This is a genomic window from Novosphingobium percolationis, from assembly GCF_020179425.1.
In the GTDB taxonomy this organism is placed as follows: Bacteria; Pseudomonadota; Alphaproteobacteria; order Sphingomonadales; family Sphingomonadaceae; genus Novosphingobium; species Novosphingobium percolationis.
This window is the reverse complement of sequence record NZ_JAILYM010000009.1, coordinates 46,696-63,654: the sequence shown is the minus strand read 5'-3', so window position 1 is coordinate 63,654 and position 16,959 is coordinate 46,696. Positions and strand designations below refer to the sequence as shown.

At 63.2% G+C, this 16,959-nt stretch carries 17 protein-coding genes; 5 read left to right on the top strand and 12 right to left on the bottom strand.

Annotation, left to right across the window (positions count from 1 at the left end):
* The first annotated feature begins 119 nt into the window (after window positions 1-119).
* From K3A84_RS20660 to K3A84_RS18795, 3 genes are all read left to right on the top strand, one after another.
* The gene (locus K3A84_RS20660; RefSeq protein WP_225011111.1) at window positions 120-329 is read left to right on the top strand and encodes a transposase; all 210 of its coding nucleotides are present in this window, start codon (window positions 120-122) and stop codon (window positions 327-329) included.
* A 416-nt stretch (window positions 330-745) separates the two neighbouring features.
* Window positions 746-1,666, top strand: coding sequence for an IclR family transcriptional regulator (locus tag K3A84_RS18800; protein ID WP_225011043.1), 921 nt, complete (start codon window positions 746-748; stop codon window positions 1,664-1,666).
* A gap of 174 nt (window positions 1,667-1,840) precedes the next feature.
* A complete protein-coding gene (locus K3A84_RS18795) occupies window positions 1,841-3,019 on the top strand; it encodes an MFS transporter (RefSeq protein WP_225011110.1) in 1,179 nt (392 codons plus the stop codon).
* A 9-nt stretch (window positions 3,020-3,028) separates the two neighbouring features.
* Here K3A84_RS18795 and K3A84_RS18790 read toward each other — a convergent pair whose 3' ends face one another.
* Genes K3A84_RS18790 through hpaH form a run of 3 tightly spaced genes read right to left on the bottom strand, consistent with a single transcriptional unit; the run spans window position 3,029 to window position 5,867 of the window.
* Window positions 3,029-4,168: a CaiB/BaiF CoA transferase family protein gene (locus tag K3A84_RS18790; protein ID WP_225011109.1), complete on the bottom strand. Its 1,140-nt coding sequence runs from the start codon at window positions 4,166-4,168 to the stop codon at window positions 3,029-3,031.
* 46 nt (window positions 4,169-4,214) lie between these two features.
* Window positions 4,215-5,003: an HpcH/HpaI aldolase family protein gene (locus tag K3A84_RS18785; protein ID WP_225011042.1), complete on the bottom strand. Its 789-nt coding sequence runs from the start codon at window positions 5,001-5,003 to the stop codon at window positions 4,215-4,217.
* Between the two features lie 15 nt (window positions 5,004-5,018).
* Window positions 5,019-5,867 (bottom strand): 2-oxo-hept-4-ene-1,7-dioate hydratase, encoded by an 849-nt coding sequence (gene hpaH, locus K3A84_RS18780; protein WP_225011041.1) that lies wholly within the window; start codon window positions 5,865-5,867, stop codon window positions 5,019-5,021.
* Window positions 5,868-6,016: 149 nt separating this feature from the next.
* Between hpaH and K3A84_RS18775 the strand changes: the two genes are divergently transcribed.
* Both K3A84_RS18775 and K3A84_RS18770 read left to right on the top strand, forming a co-directional pair.
* Window positions 6,017-6,877 carry an alpha/beta fold hydrolase gene (locus K3A84_RS18775; protein WP_225011039.1) on the top strand — a complete coding sequence of 287 codons (861 nt, stop codon included), beginning with the start codon at window positions 6,017-6,019 and terminating at the stop codon, window positions 6,875-6,877.
* A gap of 120 nt (window positions 6,878-6,997) precedes the next feature.
* Entirely contained in the window at window positions 6,998-7,510 is a 513-nt protein-coding gene (locus tag K3A84_RS18770; protein WP_225011037.1) for a TIGR02444 family protein, read from the top strand.
* On the opposite strand, the gene K3A84_RS18765 is transcribed toward K3A84_RS18770, so the two are convergent.
* The 9 genes from K3A84_RS18765 to K3A84_RS18725 form a co-directional block, all read right to left on the bottom strand.
* A complete protein-coding gene (locus tag K3A84_RS18765; protein WP_225011029.1) occupies window positions 7,494-7,862 on the bottom strand; it encodes a c-type cytochrome in 369 nt (122 codons plus the stop codon). The two genes, K3A84_RS18770 and K3A84_RS18765, sit on opposite strands and share 17 nt — an antisense overlap.
* A gap of 29 nt (window positions 7,863-7,891) precedes the next feature.
* On the bottom strand, window positions 7,892-9,358 hold the full coding sequence (locus K3A84_RS18760) for an FAD-binding oxidoreductase (RefSeq protein WP_225011027.1): 1,467 nt from the start codon (window positions 9,356-9,358) through the stop codon (window positions 7,892-7,894).
* An 18-nt stretch (window positions 9,359-9,376) separates the two neighbouring features.
* A complete protein-coding gene (locus K3A84_RS18755) occupies window positions 9,377-9,601 on the bottom strand; it encodes a non-oxidative hydroxyarylic acid decarboxylases subunit D (protein WP_225011026.1) in 225 nt (74 codons plus the stop codon).
* The gene (locus tag K3A84_RS18750; protein WP_225011025.1) at window positions 9,598-11,055 is read right to left on the bottom strand and encodes a non-oxidative hydroxyarylic acid decarboxylases subunit C; all 1,458 of its coding nucleotides are present in this window, start codon (window positions 11,053-11,055) and stop codon (window positions 9,598-9,600) included. The genes K3A84_RS18755 and K3A84_RS18750 overlap by 4 nt, the downstream gene beginning before the upstream one ends.
* Before the next feature lie 23 nt (window positions 11,056-11,078).
* A complete protein-coding gene (locus K3A84_RS18745; RefSeq protein ID WP_013832793.1) occupies window positions 11,079-12,524 on the bottom strand; it encodes an aldehyde dehydrogenase family protein in 1,446 nt (481 codons plus the stop codon).
* Between the two features lie 34 nt (window positions 12,525-12,558).
* Window positions 12,559-14,118, bottom strand: coding sequence for an FAD-binding oxidoreductase (locus K3A84_RS18740; protein ID WP_225011021.1), 1,560 nt, complete (start codon window positions 14,116-14,118; stop codon window positions 12,559-12,561).
* A complete protein-coding gene (locus tag K3A84_RS18735; protein WP_225011019.1) occupies window positions 14,115-14,576 on the bottom strand; it encodes a hypothetical protein in 462 nt (153 codons plus the stop codon). The genes K3A84_RS18740 and K3A84_RS18735 overlap by 4 nt, the downstream gene beginning before the upstream one ends.
* Before the next feature lie 107 nt (window positions 14,577-14,683).
* Complete coding sequence (locus K3A84_RS18730; RefSeq protein WP_025548158.1) at window positions 14,684-15,301, bottom strand: UbiX family flavin prenyltransferase; 618 nt, start codon at window positions 15,299-15,301, stop codon at window positions 14,684-14,686.
* Between the two features lie 124 nt (window positions 15,302-15,425).
* The gene (locus tag K3A84_RS18725) at window positions 15,426-16,925 is read right to left on the bottom strand and encodes an NAD-dependent succinate-semialdehyde dehydrogenase (protein WP_225011017.1); all 1,500 of its coding nucleotides are present in this window, start codon (window positions 16,923-16,925) and stop codon (window positions 15,426-15,428) included.
* Between the last annotated feature and the right edge of the window lie 34 nt (window positions 16,926-16,959).

The following is a 16,959-nucleotide window of genomic DNA, read 5'->3' as shown; positions in this document are numbered from 1 at the left end:
GCACACGTAGCCGACACGTCACTGTTTGGCGCGTGGGTTGTCCGTGAGCTGACGAACGTAATCGTTCCCCGCGACAAGCCGATGCGGACCGCCTTCGTCGATAACTTCAAAACGGCCGCCTGCGGGATGAATGCTTCAATGAGGCGTTATTCATTCTGCTCGCTCGTGCGCGGTTCGTGCTCGCCGCCTGGAGCCACGGCTACAATACAGTGAGGCCACACTCGAAACTGGGCGGGAAGGACCCAACCGAGATTGAATCGTCTCGGGTTTGCGGAAGGCCGGTTGGTTTGAGTTGCGCAGCCATTGGGACGTCGTCCAGTATGGCGTAGAATAGTACTTCGGCTTCAGCTGGCGGGAAATTTCCGATCGGTTGAAGCAGCCGATGTTGCCTGCGATCGACGTAGCCGCTGCCCATCGGCACGAATGCTCGTCCTCGTGGTCAATCATCATCCTCACCGCCCGCTCGCCAACCTCGGGGCGCAAACTTGGTCGTCGTCTCGCTCATGATGGCCCCTTTTCAGGAGTTGGGGCCTCCGGCAAACCCGGGGCGGTTCAGATCGTCGGCCAACGTGTCTAGGGACAGGTCCCCAGACACGTTGCCATCCAAAAAACAGCAATAATTTGGGAGCGAGACTCGACCTGTAGCCGGTATCAATCAGGAGAGAACGTCAGCCAGCTCGACGCACGCGGCAGCGTTGGCGTCCAAGCTAGTTGCAAGACTCTGTTTGGCCTCCTATCGTGGCCATTGAGCCAAGGCTCGCATCTTTCCGAAGGGGGTGGTTCGGACAGCATGTTAATACAGCAGGTTTGCTGGGAATTGCATTGTCTCCTGAAAACGCGGGTGGAAAAATTGGCCATACTAGAATCAAAGAGTGATGAGAAATCGAGTGTCGATACCGAGAATGGCAGTCAGAGGAAGTCCATTCAGTCCGTAGAAATTGGGGCAAGGGTCCTTCTTGCCCTGTTGAAGGCGGACCCAGGTGGTTCGTTTCTTCGAGATGTTGCGTCCAGCTCGGGGCTTTCGCGCAGTCAGGCGCATCGCTATTTGCTTGCCTTCGTCAATACCGGAATGGTCGAACAGAATGCGTCCAGCGGGCGGTATTCGCTTGGCACGCTCGCTGTACGCCTGGGCCTGGCGGCTATGGCCAGGCTAGACCCCGTACGCATCGCTACCGGATACCTCGAGTACCTGCTGGATGAGTTGAAAACGACCGGGCTGCTCAGTGTCTGGGGCGACTATGGACCAACGGTAATTCGCTGGATCGACGGCGGAATCCCCCTGTTCACGTCAATGCATGTTGGTTCCACCTTGCCTTTGCAAGGCTCCTCCACCGGCACCCTTTTCCTGACCTATTGTCCGCCTGCGCAAACGCGCGATCGCGTTGAGCGGGAGAGGGCCGAGGGGATTGTTGTCGACGATGGGGAATTGTCAGAGCAAATCGAGGCCGCTCGGAAACTCGGATATGCAAGAACCTATGGGTCCGTGGTGCCAGGTCTTGCCGCAGTATCGGTGCCGATTTTCGATTCGCAACATCGGCTAGTCGTGACAATGAGCGTTCTTGCCCGTTCACAGGACAAGACCTATTTTAGCAAGGCAAAGATCGGACGAATTTTGGAGCGGGCGCGGCAAGCAAGCGAAGCGATCGGTTGGCCAGGCCCAGCTTGACCCTTTGTATCGATATGCGTAATGCGTTGCACAATAAGGGCGGCGCCTTCCTTAACTCCTGACAGTGTGTTGCGGGTTCGATCCGGCCCTGTGGCAGCTTCAGGAGAGCATGGTTTGGCGAACCTTCAAAGTTCCGCGACGGAATCCGGCTTAGGCCGGCGTGAATTCATCGCCATGATGGCGATGATACAGGCGCTCCAGTCGCTGGCCTTCACCTCGCTGCTGCCGGCTCTCGGACACATCGCTGCCGATTTTGAGGTTGCCCAGTCGAACCAGCGCCAGTTGATCATCAGCGTTTTCCTGGTCAGTTCGGGATTGGGTTCGCTGATACCCGGAACAATCTCCGATCGCTATGGGCGCAAGCCGGTCCTGCTCGGCTACATGGCGTTGTTCGTGGCCGTCAATGCGGTGTCGGCGCTGGTGCGTGACTTCTATGTGCTTCTGGCGCTGCGCGCCATACTGGGTTTCGCGTCGTCCGGGCTGACGGTGCTGCCGCTGGCGATCATCCGCGATCGCTATGAAGGTGCCGGCATGGCCAAGCTGCAGGCAGTGGTGGCGATGCTGTTCATGGCGGTGCCGACCTTCGCGCCCAGCCTTGGCTATGCGATTCTCGAGCTCGCGGGATGGCGGGCGATCTTCCTGGTGATCGGTGCTTTGGCGCTGGCGGTGACGGGCTGGTTCCTGCTCAGAATGGAGGAAACCAATCCGAAGCAGAACCGGCAGTCGGAGCGCTCGGGCAACTTGCTGGGCAATGTTGCAACGGTGCTCGGGAACCGGGCGTCGATCGGCTATGTCATTGGCATGTCGCTAATTTTTGGCGGGCACTTCGGGTTCATCAACAGTTCGCAACAACTGATTGGCGAACATTTCGGCGCAGGCTCGGCCTATCCACTGATCTTCGGCTCGATGGCGGCAACCATGGCGCTGGCCAGCCTGGTCAATTCGGCGATCGTCGAGCGCTTCGGCACCCGGCGGATCGGCCATGCCGCAATTTTCTGCCACCTTGCGGCATCGGTGGGACAATTGCTCCTGGCCTCTGCTCCCGGCGAAACCCTGGTCCAGTTTGTCGTCCTCATGTCTCTCAACATGTGCCTGCTGATTACCGTCTTCGTCAATTTCACTGCAATTGCCTTGCAGGCTTTCGGGCATATTGCCGGTGCGGCGGCATCGGTTCAGGCATTCTTCCGGCTGGTGCTGGGGGCGGGGCTGGGCGGCCTGATCGGGTATGCTTACGATGGCACACCGCGGCCGCTCGCGATTGCGCTGGTCATGGTCGGCTCGCTGACCTTGGCCCTTGTGCTTTATAGCGAACGCGGCAAGCTGTTCCAGCGCCTCAATCCGCCGAGCCGATAGACGCTTGCCTCAGGACGAGGTCAATGGCTCCTCAAGCGTTTCGGGGACGCCGGGCGCTGCAATATCCGAAACCATCCGCACCCCATCGATCACGATCGGACTGGCGACTCCGGTGCGCTGGTCGCGCGCGATCGCCATGCCCCGCGCGATGACCTGCGGGTTGGCGAAGACATCGTCGAGTTCGTTGATCGGACCCGCCGGAACGCCTGCCCCCTCGAGCGCGTCGGCCAGTTCCTGCCGGGTCCAGGTTGCGGTCAGCGCTTCGAGCGCGGCGAGCAAGACCTCGCGGTTGCGGACCCGGCCGGGATTGGTGGCAAAGCGGGCATCATTATCAAGCCCGGTGCCGAGCACCCGGCACAGGCTGGCGAACTGGCCATCGTTGCCCACTGCGATGACCAGATCGCCGTCGCTGGTCGGGAAGGCCTGATAGGGCACCAGATTGGCGTGGCCGTTGCCGACCCGGCGCGGCACGGTGCCCGAGGTCATCCAGTTCAGCGCCTGGTTCGCCATGACGCTTACCTGGGTATCGAGCAGGGCCATGTCGATATGGGCGCCCAGTCCGGTTCCGTGCCGCCGGTTGATTGCGGCCAGGATCGCGACTGCGCTGTAGACCCCGGTGAACAGGTCGGCCACCGCGATCCCGGCCTTCTGCGGCTGGCGCCCGGCTTCTCCGGTCATCGACATCAGGCCGCCCATGGCCTGGGCGATATAGTCATAGCCGGGACGGTGGGCATAGGGCCCGGTCTGGCCGAAGCCGGTGATCGAGCAGGTGATCAGTCGAGGGTTGAGCGCGCTCAACGCGGGATGATCGAGCCCGTATTTCTTCAGCCCGCCGACCTTGTAGTTCTCGATCACGACATCGGCCGAGGCGGCCAGCTCGCGGACGATCCGCTGTCCGGCCGGGCTGGCGATATCGACGGCAATCGATCGTTTGCCGCGGTTGGTGGAGTGGTAATAGGCCGCGCCGAGGTTTTCGCCGCTGTCCGAGATGACAAATGGCGGGCCCCAGTGGCGGGTATCATCGCCGCTGACCGGTCGTTCGATCTTGATCACTTCGGCGCCAAGATCGGCCAGCAGCTGTCCGCACCACGGACCGGCCAGGATCCGGGCCAGCTCCAGCACACGAACCCCGCTCAGCGGCTTGGCCATGCCGTCGGCGGGTAATTGCGTCTGCCATCCGGTTGTCGGCATCGTTTCAGTCCGCTGCTTGCCCGGCGATCCGGGCCGCCCATTCCTTGGCCATGTCGCCGGCCGCCTTGGCCAGCGCGAAGGCATCGATCCCGACCGCGACGAAACGCGCGCCGCCATCGAGGAATTGCTGCACCAGGCGCTGGTCGCGCGACAGGATCCCGCAAGGTTTGCCGGTTGCCCGGATCCGGGCCAGCGCGCCTGCGGTCACTTCGGACAGGGCGGCGAAATTGCTTTCGCCCAGCAGACCCAGCGACGCGGCCAGATCGACCGGGCCGACGAACAGCGCATCGATGCCATCGACGGCGGCGATCGCCTCGATGTTTTCCAGCGCCAGCGCGGTCTCGATCTGGACGATGATGCACAGCTGCCGGTTGGCTTCGGCGACATAGGCCGGGTAGCGCCCCCAGCGCGCGGCCCGGGCGCCGCCGATACCGCGCTCGCCTTGCGGCGGATAGCGCGCGGCCTTGACCAGCGCCGCGGCCTGTTCGGCGGTTTCGACCATCGGCACCATGATCGTCTGGGCGCCGAGATCGAGGATTTGGCGAATGCCGATAGGATCGTCGCTAGGAACGCGCACGATCGCCGAACAGGGCGGATTGGCGTCCACCGCGCGGAGCTGATCGGCGATGCCCGGCAAGGTCTGGGCGCCGTGCTCGGCATCCACCAGCAGCCAGTCGTAGCCAAGCCCGGCGCAGATTTCGGCGATGTTCGGGCTTGCCAGCGCGAGCCAGAAGCCGAGCTGCATTGGGCCTTCGCCCAGGCCTTGCTTGAAGCGGTTCGCAGGAGTCTTCATCGGTGTGGCTGCCTCTCAAACGAACCGGAAACCGATCGCGCCCATCGGCCCGAAATCGGCGTTGAAAACGTCGCCCGGCCGCGCTTCGACCGGACGGGTGAACGAGCCGCCCAGCACGACTTCGCCGGGTTCGAGCGCCTGGCCCCAAGGTGCCAGGCGGTTGGCCAGCCAGGCGATGCCATTGGCGGGGTTGTTAAGCACGCCCGCCGCGATCCCGGTTTCCTCGACCACCGCGTTGCGGCTCAGCATCGCGCCGATCCAGCGCATGTCGACCTTTTCGGGCCGCATCGGCAGGCCGCCAACGATGATGCCGGCGTTGGCCGCATTGTCGCTGATCGTGTCCTGCACCTTGCGGCGGGCGCCGGTCTCGGCATCTACCACTGTCGTGCGGCTGTCGATGATTTCAACCGAAGGGATGACATATTCGGTTGCCCGCAGGACGTCGAACACGGTGACATTCGGGCCTTCGATCCGGCGGGCCAGGACAAAGGCCAGTTCGACCTCGACCTTGGGGGTGATGAAACGGTCGCAAGGGATGTCGCCGCCCTGTTCGAACACCATGTCGTCGAGCAAGGTGCCATAATCCGGCTCGGTGATGCCTGCGACCTGCTGCATGGCGCGCGAGGTGAGGCCGATCTTGTGGCCATGGACCGTCCGCCCGCGCGCGAGCTTGAGATCGACCCATTGCTTACTGATCCGATAGCCATCGGCAATCGTCATGTCCGGATAGCGGGCGGTAAACTGGCGGATTGGCTTGCGGTTCTGCTCGGCGGCATCGAGTTCCCGCGCGAGCTCCGCGACTAGAGCAGGATCAAGCGTTGGTTGCGATTGACCGGATCGAGCGCCGCGATTCGGGCTTGTCATATCCTCTCCCTGATCCTCAAGCATTATGCCAAATGCATTGCACAATAATAAATGGTCGTCTACCACATCCTGCGCTCTCCCAACGACCCCGGCCTTGATCGCAAAGGCGGCGCCATAGGGGCACAAGAGCAAAACGGCGGAGATAGAGGATGACCATCGACACAAGCGTTCGAGAAGAAAAGATTACGGGCCGGGGCCTGACTTCGCATACCCTTCTGGCCGGCGATCCGAGCAAACCGGCGGTGCTGCTGCTGCACGGGGCAGGACCGGGAGCCCACGCCGGATCGAACTGGCTGCACCTGATGCCCGACCTGGCGGAAAACTTCTTCGTGATCGCACCGGACCTGATCGGCTTCGGACAGTCGGTCATCCCCGAACCCTGGCCCGACAATGTCATGGCCTGGATCGGCACCCGGGTGGACCAGTGCTTCGGGCTGCTGGAGACGCTGGGCATCGAGAAGGCCCATGTTGTCGGCAATTCGATGGGCGGTGCGCTGACCCTGCAGATGATGAGCGAGGAGCCTGACCGGATCGACCGGGTGGTGCTGATGGGCTCGATCGGGGCGCCAGGCCCGAAGACGCCCGAACTGGTGCGGCTGCTGTCGTTCTATTCCGATCCGCGGCCCTCGCGCTATCGCCAACTGATGCACAGTTTCGCCTATGACCCCGACAAGTTCGAAGGCATGGAAGAAATCGTCAACAACCGCTACAAGATCGCCACCGATCCCGAGATCATGAAGACCGCGGTCAAGATGATCGATTCGATGAAGCAGGGCGTCGATACGCTCAACATGCCGCCGTCGATCCTGTGCAAGCTGCCGCACAAGGTGCTGATCTTCCATGGCCGGCAGGATCGCATCGTTCCGCTCGATACCAGCCTCTACCTGATCGAACACCTCAAACATGCCGAGCTCTACGTGCTCGATCGCTCCGGCCACTGGTCGCAGCTCGAACGCTGGGACGTGATGCGGCCGATGCTGGAGATTCACTTCGGCGCGCGTTCGTTCTGAGCGCAGCCGGCAGCATAACGCCGTGCGCTTGCTTTGCAGAGCAGGGCTGGGCAACCAAGGAAACGAGGGGGTGGTCGGGCGTCTTGCCTGGCCACCCCTTTTGGTTTGAAGGTGCCACGCATGAATGAATCAGCAACCGATGCCGAGGCCTTCTGGGCGTTTTCGCTCGAGGTCTATGCCGTGCCGCAGGTGGCGGAACTGTGCATTGCCCTGCAGGACGAATACGGTTTCGACGTCAATCTGCTGCTACTGGGCCTGTGGGTGGCGGAGACGCAGCGGAAGGCGCTTGATGCCGAACGGATCTGTGAGCTGCGCGAAGCCGTCGCACCGCTTAACGACAACCTCGTGCAGCCGCTGCGCCGGGCGAGGCGCTGGGTCAAGCCGTCCGATCCCGTTACGGAAACTGCGCGACACAAGATTTACGGGGCACTCAAGCAGGTCGAACTAGAGGCCGAACGTCTTGTCCAGGCGGAGATGGTGGAAACTTTGGCGGCAGGCTTGGAACGGGGCGGCGAAACGCCAACGCCTCAAGCCGCGGCGAGGGCGAGCCTGGAGCGATACCGGCGGTCCATCGAAGCGCCCGATGCAGCCGCCGCGCCGCTTGCGCAGCTTATCGTCAGGGCGCTTCCTTAGCCGGCATTGCCGGGGCCTGGACGGGAGCTTTCGCATCCTTGATGTAGGCGTAGATTTCCGCGATCTCGTCGTCGCTCAGTTCGGTCGGACGGAATGGGGGCATTTCGACGAGGCCATGGCGCACCACCGACTTCAGATAGTCGAGCTCAAGATCCTTGCGGCCGATCAGTGCCGGGACCGGACGCTTCAGTTGGTCAAGCAGCATCGTGCCGGGATGACCGGGCCCCGGGTTATGGCACCCGGCGCACTTGAGGGCGTAATTTTCGGCGCCGTCGGGCTTTTCGGCATTCGGTGCCTTGCTGCAAGCACCGAGAACAGCAACGAGCGACAAGACAGCCAGCTTTTTCATCATCTCTCCAACTCGAATAATTGCGGGACGGCTCAGGCGGATGCGAACAGGGCCGTCGGGTCGAGCGCCTTCTTGACTCGCTCATGCAAGGTTGAAAGCCCCTTGGTTTCGAACGTTTTGCCGACCGTTTCGCGCATTCCGGGTTCGGCGATCGCCTGCCCGAAACCGGCTTCGGCCTGCGCCGCGATCAGCGCAGCGGCGCATTCGCCAGCATGTGCAGAGCTTTCGGACTGCGCGGCGGCAAAAGGCAGAATCTGGCGATGATTGGCCGAACGCCAGATCGCCACGGTTTCGCCGAGATAGTCGAATTCGTGCTTGGCGCAGATGTCGCGCGACAGTTCGTAGAGCCGCATCGCCTCCTCACCGTCTACGGGACTGACCGGATTGACGGCAACCGCCTGATCGCCGTTCCATGCCGGCACGCGCGCCGGCGCATCGGCCACCACGCCGGTCATGGCACCCATGCGCCAGGCCCACAGGCGGGGATCGATGCCCTTGCCATCGGTGATTACCCGCGCACCGGGGATCGAGGAATACGCCCCCTTGACCATATCACACAGGATCGGGACATTGCCTGGCAAGCCATAGAGCGCGCCATAGAGATTCCAGTGGCCCAGGCCCAGCGCCTCGCCCGCAGCGGTTACCGCGCTGGCCGCCATCGGTCCCTTGCCATCATAGTCGCCGCGCTTCTTGCCGAGCAGGGCGGCTTCGTGGAGTGCGTTCCCGACCGCGACGCCGTTGGCCACGACCATGTTGAGTTTCAGCGGGCCAAGCACGTCGAGCAGGTCGGCCAGCTGGTCTTCCTTGGGCACGGTCACCATGAAGGTCTGGTGGGCCGGCGGTTGCGGCATCATCCACATGCCGACCTTAGTCGGCACGGCGAAATCCGATTGCGTGAACAGGCCATCGACCCAGGGGCCGTAGCCGAACTTGAACAGTTGCCAGCAGGTGCTCTTGGGCATGGCGCCCATGCCGGTCCGCACCAGCTTTCCGTCCGCAAGCATGACCTCGAGCCCGCACTGCATCAGGAAGTGGTCGGAATAGGGCGTATAGCCAGGCTGACGCTGGACGAAGCTTGCGGCCACACTGGCGTCGGGATTGCCGCAATGGTCGATCCACAGCTTGATGCCCTTTTCCTTGATATGGGCATCGAGCTGGCGGAAGGTCACCCCCGGTTCGACCAGGCAATAGGCCAGGGCCTCGTTGACCTCGAGAATTTTGTTCATGCGCTGCAGATCAAGGATGATGACCTTGTCCAGCCCGGCCTTTTCGAGGCCGTGGGCGCCGTTGCACACGGGTTGCAGCACACCGCCGGCGGTTCGCGCCGCCTCCAGCGCCTTGGCGAGCTGGGTTTCATCCGCCGGCAGGACGATGCCAAGCGGTGCCGCGCCGCTGATTGCAAAGCGGGCCAGCCCCTGAGGGGTGCGATCGACTCCCGCGGCGCCGATCGCAGCTTCCACCGCGGTCAGCGCGGCCATCTGGCGAGCTTGGTCTGTCATGGGTCCTGTTCCGCCTGTCTATTGCTGGAGAATCTTCACGTAACGATCGAAATTGGCTGCATCGACGGCAAAGTCCGCCGAACGAGTCCCGATGCCGATGGCGCTGGCCGGTTCGCTGTCGCGCCACGAAAAACAGCAAGTCGGGCAGCGGTGGATGGTCCACACCACCTTGCCGCCTTCCTTGCCTTGATAGTCATCGAGGGCGCCGCCGGTCGCGCAGCGCGGACAGACCGTCTTGCTCATTGCACAGCTCCCAGTTGCATGGCCCGGATCTTCTTGCTCAGCTCGTCGATGTCCGGCCCGGTCGGAGGGGTGACCAGATGCGCCTCGCCGACGGGGTCGGGGGGTAGGTAGCTGGTCGCGTCGATGATCAGGCGGTGACCCTTGCCGGGAACGACGGCCGAGGGATCGATCGGCACCGCCGGCATGTTGGGCAGGACGATGATGTCGTCGGCGCGGGTGCGGGTGGAAAGCGCCCACATCACCTGGTTGAGATCGAACGGATCGACATCGGCATCGACCATGATCAGGTTCTTGAGATACATCACCCCGTGCGGAGTGCTCAGCGCGCGCAGCGCGACGGTCTTGGCAAAGCCCGCCATCCGGTTCTTGACCGAAATGATCCCGGTCAGCCCGTGCTGGTACAGCGCGTTGACCGCGGTGACTTCCGGAAAATTCTGGCGGAGCTGGGCATAGATCGGGGCCGAGGTATGAAGGCCGATCAAGGTATCGTGTTCGGTCCAGCCGCGACCGATATAAATGTTCTCGAAGATCGGGTTCTTGCGGTGCGAGATGGCCGTCACCTTGAAGATCGGCGCCTTGCGGACCCCGCTGTAGGAACCGGGAAACTCTCCGAACGGACCTTCCAGGACCCGTTCGCCCAGTTGCATTTCGGCTTCGATCACTATCTCGCTGTCGGCGAGGATGTCGATGCCATTGCCCGACCTGGTCAGCCGGATCGGCGCGCCCATCATCGCCGAGGCATAGGAATATTCCGATTCTTCGTAACCGATCGGTGTCGCCGCGAACACCGCCAGCCCCGGATGGTTGCCCAGCATGACCGCGATCTTGAGCGGCAGGCCGGTACGTTCGGCCGCCATGATCTGCTTGCCCATGTCGTGCGACGGGATGGTCATCAGGGTGAAGCTGTCGGGACCTTGCAGTTGCAGCCGGTAGATGCCGACGTTCTGCTTGCCGAAATTGTCCGGGTCTTCCGGATCGCGCGACGCCACCGACGCCTTGCCGAGGTAGAAGCCGCCATCGAATTCGTTGATGCGGTAGACCGGCAGCACGTCGTAGAGGTTGATCCCGCTTTCGATCCGGCATTCGTGAACCGGCGCCTGGCCTTCGGGAACGGTGCTGATCTGCGCCGCCGCATCGCCCCAGCGCCCGGCGATCTCGAAGAACAGTTCGCGGATTGTCGTTCCCTTGGGGCGGCCGAGCAACAGCGCGATATTGTCCCATGAACCGTGCACGCCGACTGCGGTGCGTTTGCCGGGGTATCCGGCAATGTTGTCAAACACGATCGCAGGCGCGCCGTTGGCGTCGCGCGATGCGGCGACCGCGATGTTGCGCACGTCGGGCTCGGGCATCACCCGCTCGCTCCAGGTGATCGCCTGTCCGGCATCGCCCAGCAATTCGAGGAAGTCCCGCAGCGAGGTGATGGACCGCGATCGCTTGGCCAGATCCTGCATCATCAATTCCCTTCAGTCAGACCAGCTCAATGGCCGCCGTGGCCGGCGGGGGCCGTCTGGACGGTCACCCATTTCCACTCGGTCATGATTTCCAGATCGGCCTCGGTGCCTTCGCGCCCGAACCCCGAAGCCTTGGTGCCGCCGAAGGGAACGTGCGGTTCGTCGTGCAGGGTCGGAGCGTTGATATGGACCATCCCCGCTTCCGCCTGCTGGGCAAAGCGCAGGGCCTTGTCGATATCGCGGGTGAAGATCGACGCGCTCAGGCCGTATTCGGTGTCATTCGCCAGGTCGATCGCTTCCTCGAGCGAGTCGAATGGATAGAGCGAAGTGACCGGGCCGAAGGTTTCCTCGGCAAAGACCGTCATCTCTGGCGTCACGCCGCTCAGCACCGTGGCCGAGCAACAGTTGCCGTTCCATTCGGCCCCCGCAAGAATTGCAGCGCCCTTGGTGCGGGCATCGTCGATATGCCGGCGGACGCGATCGCGTTGGCGTTCCGAAATGATCGGTCCGAGCATGGTGGTGGGCTCGCGCAGGTCGCCGCCCTTGGCCTTGGCCGTCGCGGCGGCGAAGGCCTTGGCAAAGGCGTTGAAGATTGGACGTTCAACGTAGATCCGCGATGCCCCCATGCAGACCTGGCCCTGATACATGAAGATGCTGAACAGCGCGGCACCGACGGCCTTTTCGAGATCGGCATCGGCGCACACGATCAACGGGCTCTTGCCGCCGAGTTCGAGTGTATACTTCTTGAGGTTCCGGGCGGCGATCCCGGCGATGTGCTTGCCGACCCGCGACGACCCGGTGAAGGTTATCGAGGCAACCTTGGGATGGCCGGTCAGGGCATCTCCGATTTCCGCGCCATTGCCGTAGACGATGTTGAACAGCCCATCGGGCACGCCGGCTTCGCGCCACAGGGCGGCGAGCAGATCGGCGACCTTGGGTGCGGCTTCGGACGGCAGGAGAACGAAGGCGTTGCCGGTCGCCAGCGCCATCGCAGATTGCTTGATGCCCTTTATCAGCGGCACGTTGAACGGGGTAATCCCGGCGACTACCCCCACCGGCTGGCGCAGGCTCATGCTGAAGCGGCCCGGCGTGTCGGAGGGAATTGTCTCGCCGCGGACCCGCCGCGGCACCCCGGCGGCGGCGCGCAGGAAGCTCACTGCGAACCGCGTCTCGAACCCGGCCTTGGCAGCGGGCGAACCGATTTCGTCGATCAATACCTCGCTGAACAGCGCGGCGTCGCGCTCCATGATTTCCGCGGCCTTGACCATCCAGCCTTCGCGCACCGCGGCGGGCAGGTCGCGGTGCTGGCGAAACGCCTTGTCGGCGGCCTCGACAGCACGATCGACGTCGGCGGCGGTGCCCGCCGCAACCCTGGCGTAGACGCTGTCGTCGACCGGATTGAGGTCGTCGAAATAGGTGCCACTTCCAGGCGCTACCGCCACGCCGCCAATCCAGTGATCGAGGTTCTTCATCTTGCTGCTTTCCTTGGGTCAGAATCTGGCGCCGTTACGCGCTTGTGCGCATCGCCTTGGGCCAGATGCCCTGCTTGCCCGGAGAGAGAATGCCGTTGGGATCGAGAACATCCTTGAGACGGTGGTGGAGATCCCAGAGTGCGCCGTCGTTGTGTTTGTAGGTCCTGGCGATCTGATCCATGAAGGCGAGGTGCGTGCGGTATTCGCCGAACCCCGCCTCCGCAGCCTCGTCGACCAGCAGGCCGAACAGGTCGTAGGCGCTCTTGCGCATCGTCTCGTCGGCGCGGTCGTACATGATCATCAGGATGTGATGCATGTCGCGCCAGCCGACCAGGAATTCGCCGATGTAGTCGAAGCCGTGATCGTTGCAGCGCTGCTTGATCAGCTTGTATTGGGCAAGTGCTTCGGAACCACTGGGCGCCGAGATCGGCGAAAAGTTGATGTGCCCGCCGCCGCCGATCCAGTTCATGATGCTGAATTCGGTCATGTTCGGCTCGCCGCGCATCAGCCGTACGCGATAGTCCCAGGCCGGATCGTTCTTGCGATCGAAATGGACCTTGGCGCCGGGAATGCTCATCAAGGCATCCTCCACCACCTTCCAGTTGTTCTCGATCACCGGAGGCGGGCCGTACAGCGCACCGTAATAGTTCCACATTCCCAGATCGTGGTCCGAGGCGATCTTGGCACGGATCGACGGCGGCAGCGGGCCCTTGCCATCGTAATAGTGGCGCCGCGTGGTCTTGGCCGAGGCCTCCCACAGCAGATCAACCGCAACCGCCGCATTCGGGATGATCTGGTTGACCTTGAGCGCCCGGGTGACCTCGAAGATCGCCTCAAGATCCTCCTCCTTCTGGTAGGTGATCATGAAGGGCTTGTAGCCCGGCGGTTCCGGCATCAGCCAGATGCCCATCTTGGTCACCACGCCGAAATTGGATTGGGTGAACATGCCGTCGAAATGCGGGCCGGCCACGTGCTTGGTGACTTGCCAATGCTTCGATCCGGCAAGTGCGCCCTGGCCGGTGCGGACGATTTCACCATCGGCCAGAACCACTTCCATGCCGCACTGCATGACAAAATGGTCGCCATAGGGGGTATAGCCGGCGCCATGCTCCAGCGCATTGCCCATCACGCCGCCCCAGGCTGGTGCGGCAGGATCGATCCACAGCTTGCTGCCGATCTGGCGCAGATGGCGATAAAGCTGCATGTAGGACACGCCGGGTTCGACCAGCGCATAGCCGTATTTCTCGTTTACTTCGATCACGCGGTTCATCCGCCGCAGATCGAGCATGACATAGCCGGATTTGCGCGGGGCCGGGCCGCCATAGGCAAAATTGCGGCCGGTCCCGATGGTCCAGACAGGGATCTTGTAGGCGTTTACGACTGCCAGGATCTTCTGGATTTGCTCGACACCGTCGGGCGCAACAGCGGCGGACGGCAGCATTTCGCCATCGGCCAGCGGCGAATAGGCGTCCCGGTACGCCGAAAGCGGAAGCTCGTCGAGGAATACCCATTGCTTGCCGACAACCGCGGCAAGCTCGTCGAGCGCCTTGTTGAAAGTGGATGCGTCGACACCCTGGGGAACAATGCGGCTCAAGACAGGTCTCCCCCGATTTCATAAACCCAGGAGGCCAGCAGTCCGGGGCTGCTGGCCGCGATATCGCACGAACCCGACTGACAGGTGTTCAAGCGAGCTTCGGTTGGCGCGCCGAGCGCGTCGCGAACCAGGTGCGCGACGGCCACCGGCCATGCCGCCGAGGCGCCTTGGAGCAGCTGCGCGGCGCCCTTGGTCCGATGCTGCCAGCGTCCGCCCGTGTAATGGTGCCGCCACAACAACGCCGGGCGGGCGCCGCGCGCGACCAGAACCTGTCCGGCGATCATGGCCGCGGGATCCGACGTCAGGCCAACGATCAGGCCATCGGCATCGTCCAGTTCGTGCAGAAGGACATTGAGCGACCGGTCAAGCCGGATGGTCCGGCCAACCACGCCGCTTTCGGCAAGCGTCGCCGCGAACATCCGGCTTTCCGGCGACGCGCTTTCCTCGATCACCGTCACCCTGCGTGCGCGGGCCGCCGCCGCTCCGGGCAATACGCCAAGCCCGGCCACGGCTGCGCCCAGCGCTCCGGCTCCCAGGAGCTCGCGTCGCTTGATATCCCAAGCCATCATGCTTGCCTTTCGATCTTCAGCGGCGCCGGTTCGGCGACCGCACTCTCGGTGGAAAGTCCCTGCCAGCGGCCCGCTGCGTTGCGATGTATGTCGAAGTGATCCAGCACCCGTGTGCAGCTGTGATCGACGATGTCCTGAAGGCCTGCAGGACGGGCGTAGAATGCCGGGACCGGTGGAAAAATGACCGCGCCCATTTCGGTGCAGGCGACCATGTTGCGCAGGTGAGCCAGGTTGAGCGGCGTCTCGCGGGTCATCAGCACCAGCTTGCGCCGCTCCTTCAGCATCACATCGGCGGCGCGCGTGATCAGATTGTCGGACAGACCGTGGGCCACCGCTGCCAGAGTGCGCATCGAGCAGGGCGCTATCACCATGCCGTCGCACAAGAACGAACCGCTGGCGATGCTGGCACCGACATTGCGGACACTGTGCACCACATCGGCTGCACCTTCGATCAGGCGGCGCCCATCGGGAATTTCTTCGCGGATGTTGAGCAAGGCGGCTTGCGACATGACGAGGTGGGTTTCCCAGCCACCTTGTTCGCGGAGCATCTCGAGCAGGCGCTGCCCGTAAACCGAGCCTGTCGCTCCGGTTATGGCAACGACCACGCGCTTCACTGGCGGACTGCGCCGCCCGCGCGTTTCCTGCGTACTCCCGTCGCAACGTTCATGCCCGAATCCTTCTCCCTCATCCATTATGCAACAAATTGCACTATAAGCAACATTTAAGAGCACCTTGAAGCTATGACCTTTGGGGATTCTCCGCTTCAATTGCGGGCTGCGGCGGCAAGCCGAGACTTATGGCCTTGAGTTCCAGGAATTCGTCGATCCCGTGACGCGATCCCTCGCGCCCCAGTCCCGATTCCTTGACCCCGCCGAAAGGCATGGTTTCCGAAGAAATGATGCCGTTGTTGACGCCGACCATGCCGACCTCGAGACCTTCGGCAAGGCGCCAGAACCGGTCCATGTCGCGGGTGAATGCGTAGGCGGCCAGGCCCGAGCGGGTGCTGTTGGCCAGGGTCAGGGCTTCGGCCTCGGTTTCGAAACGGAAGAGGGGAGCGACCGGTCCGAAGGTCTCTTCCAGCGCCAGCCGCATGTCCGGGTTGGCGCCGGTCAGGACCGTGGGCTGGTGGAACAGCTCGCCGGCTTCATGGCCTTCGCCTCCCGTGACGATCCGGGCACCGCGCCCGACGGCATCGCCGACATGTTCGCGCACCTTCTGCAATGCCGCGGCGGTGATCAGCGGGCCCTGATCGGTCTCGCCTTCCAGGCCGTTGCCGACGCGGAAAGCCGCGACTCTGGCGGCCAGCGCTTCGGCGAACCGGTCATGGATGCCGTTCTGCACCAGGATGCGGTTGGCGCAGACGCAGGTCTGGCCGGTGTTTCGGAACTTTGAAGCGATCGTGCCCGCCACGGCGACGTCGATATCGGCATCGTCGAACACGATCAGCGGAGCGTTGCCGCCCAGCTCCATCGACACCCGCTTGAGCGTCGTCGCGCACTGCGCGGTCAGCAGCTTGCCAACCGTGGTGGAGCCGGTGAAGGTGAATTTGGCAACGCCGGGATGGCTGGTCAGGACCGATCCGATCGCCGGCGCATCGCCTGCGATGACGTTGAAAGTGCCCGCCGGAACACCGGCTTCGAGTGCCAGCCGGGCCAGCGCGAAGGCCGTGAGCGGGGTCAGTTCGGCGGGTTTGAGTGTAACGGTGCATCCTGCGGCCAGGGCGGGCGCGACCTTGCGCGTGATCATCGCTGCGGGAAAATTCCATGGCGTAATCGCGCCGACCAGGCCCACCGGCTGCTTGAGAACCAGGACCCGGCGATCGCGTTGGGCGGGGATGATCTCGCCATTGATGCGCCGGGCTTCTTCCGCGAACCATTGGATGAAACTGGCCGCATAGTCGATCTCGCCCAGCGCTTCGGCGAGCGGCTTGCCCTGTTCGGCCGTGAGCAGTATTGCCAGATCGTTGCGGTTTTCGCGAACAAGCGCGAACCAAGCGTGCAGAATGGCGGCGCGTTCGGCGGCCGAATGGGCCCGCCATTCCCCGAAGGCTCTGGCGTTGCTTTCGACGGCGCGGTTCGCCTCGACCGCACCTAGGAGGGGGATTTCCGTCAGCGCCATCCCCGTCGCAGGATTGATCACGGCAATCGCCCGCTCGGTAGTGGCTATGGCCTCGCCATCGACGATCGGCAGGCCTGCAGCGAATTCGGGCCGGGACAAGGATGGCTGGGAAACAGGCATGGAGCGAAACCTTGGCAGTCGGTTGGGAAGTTCA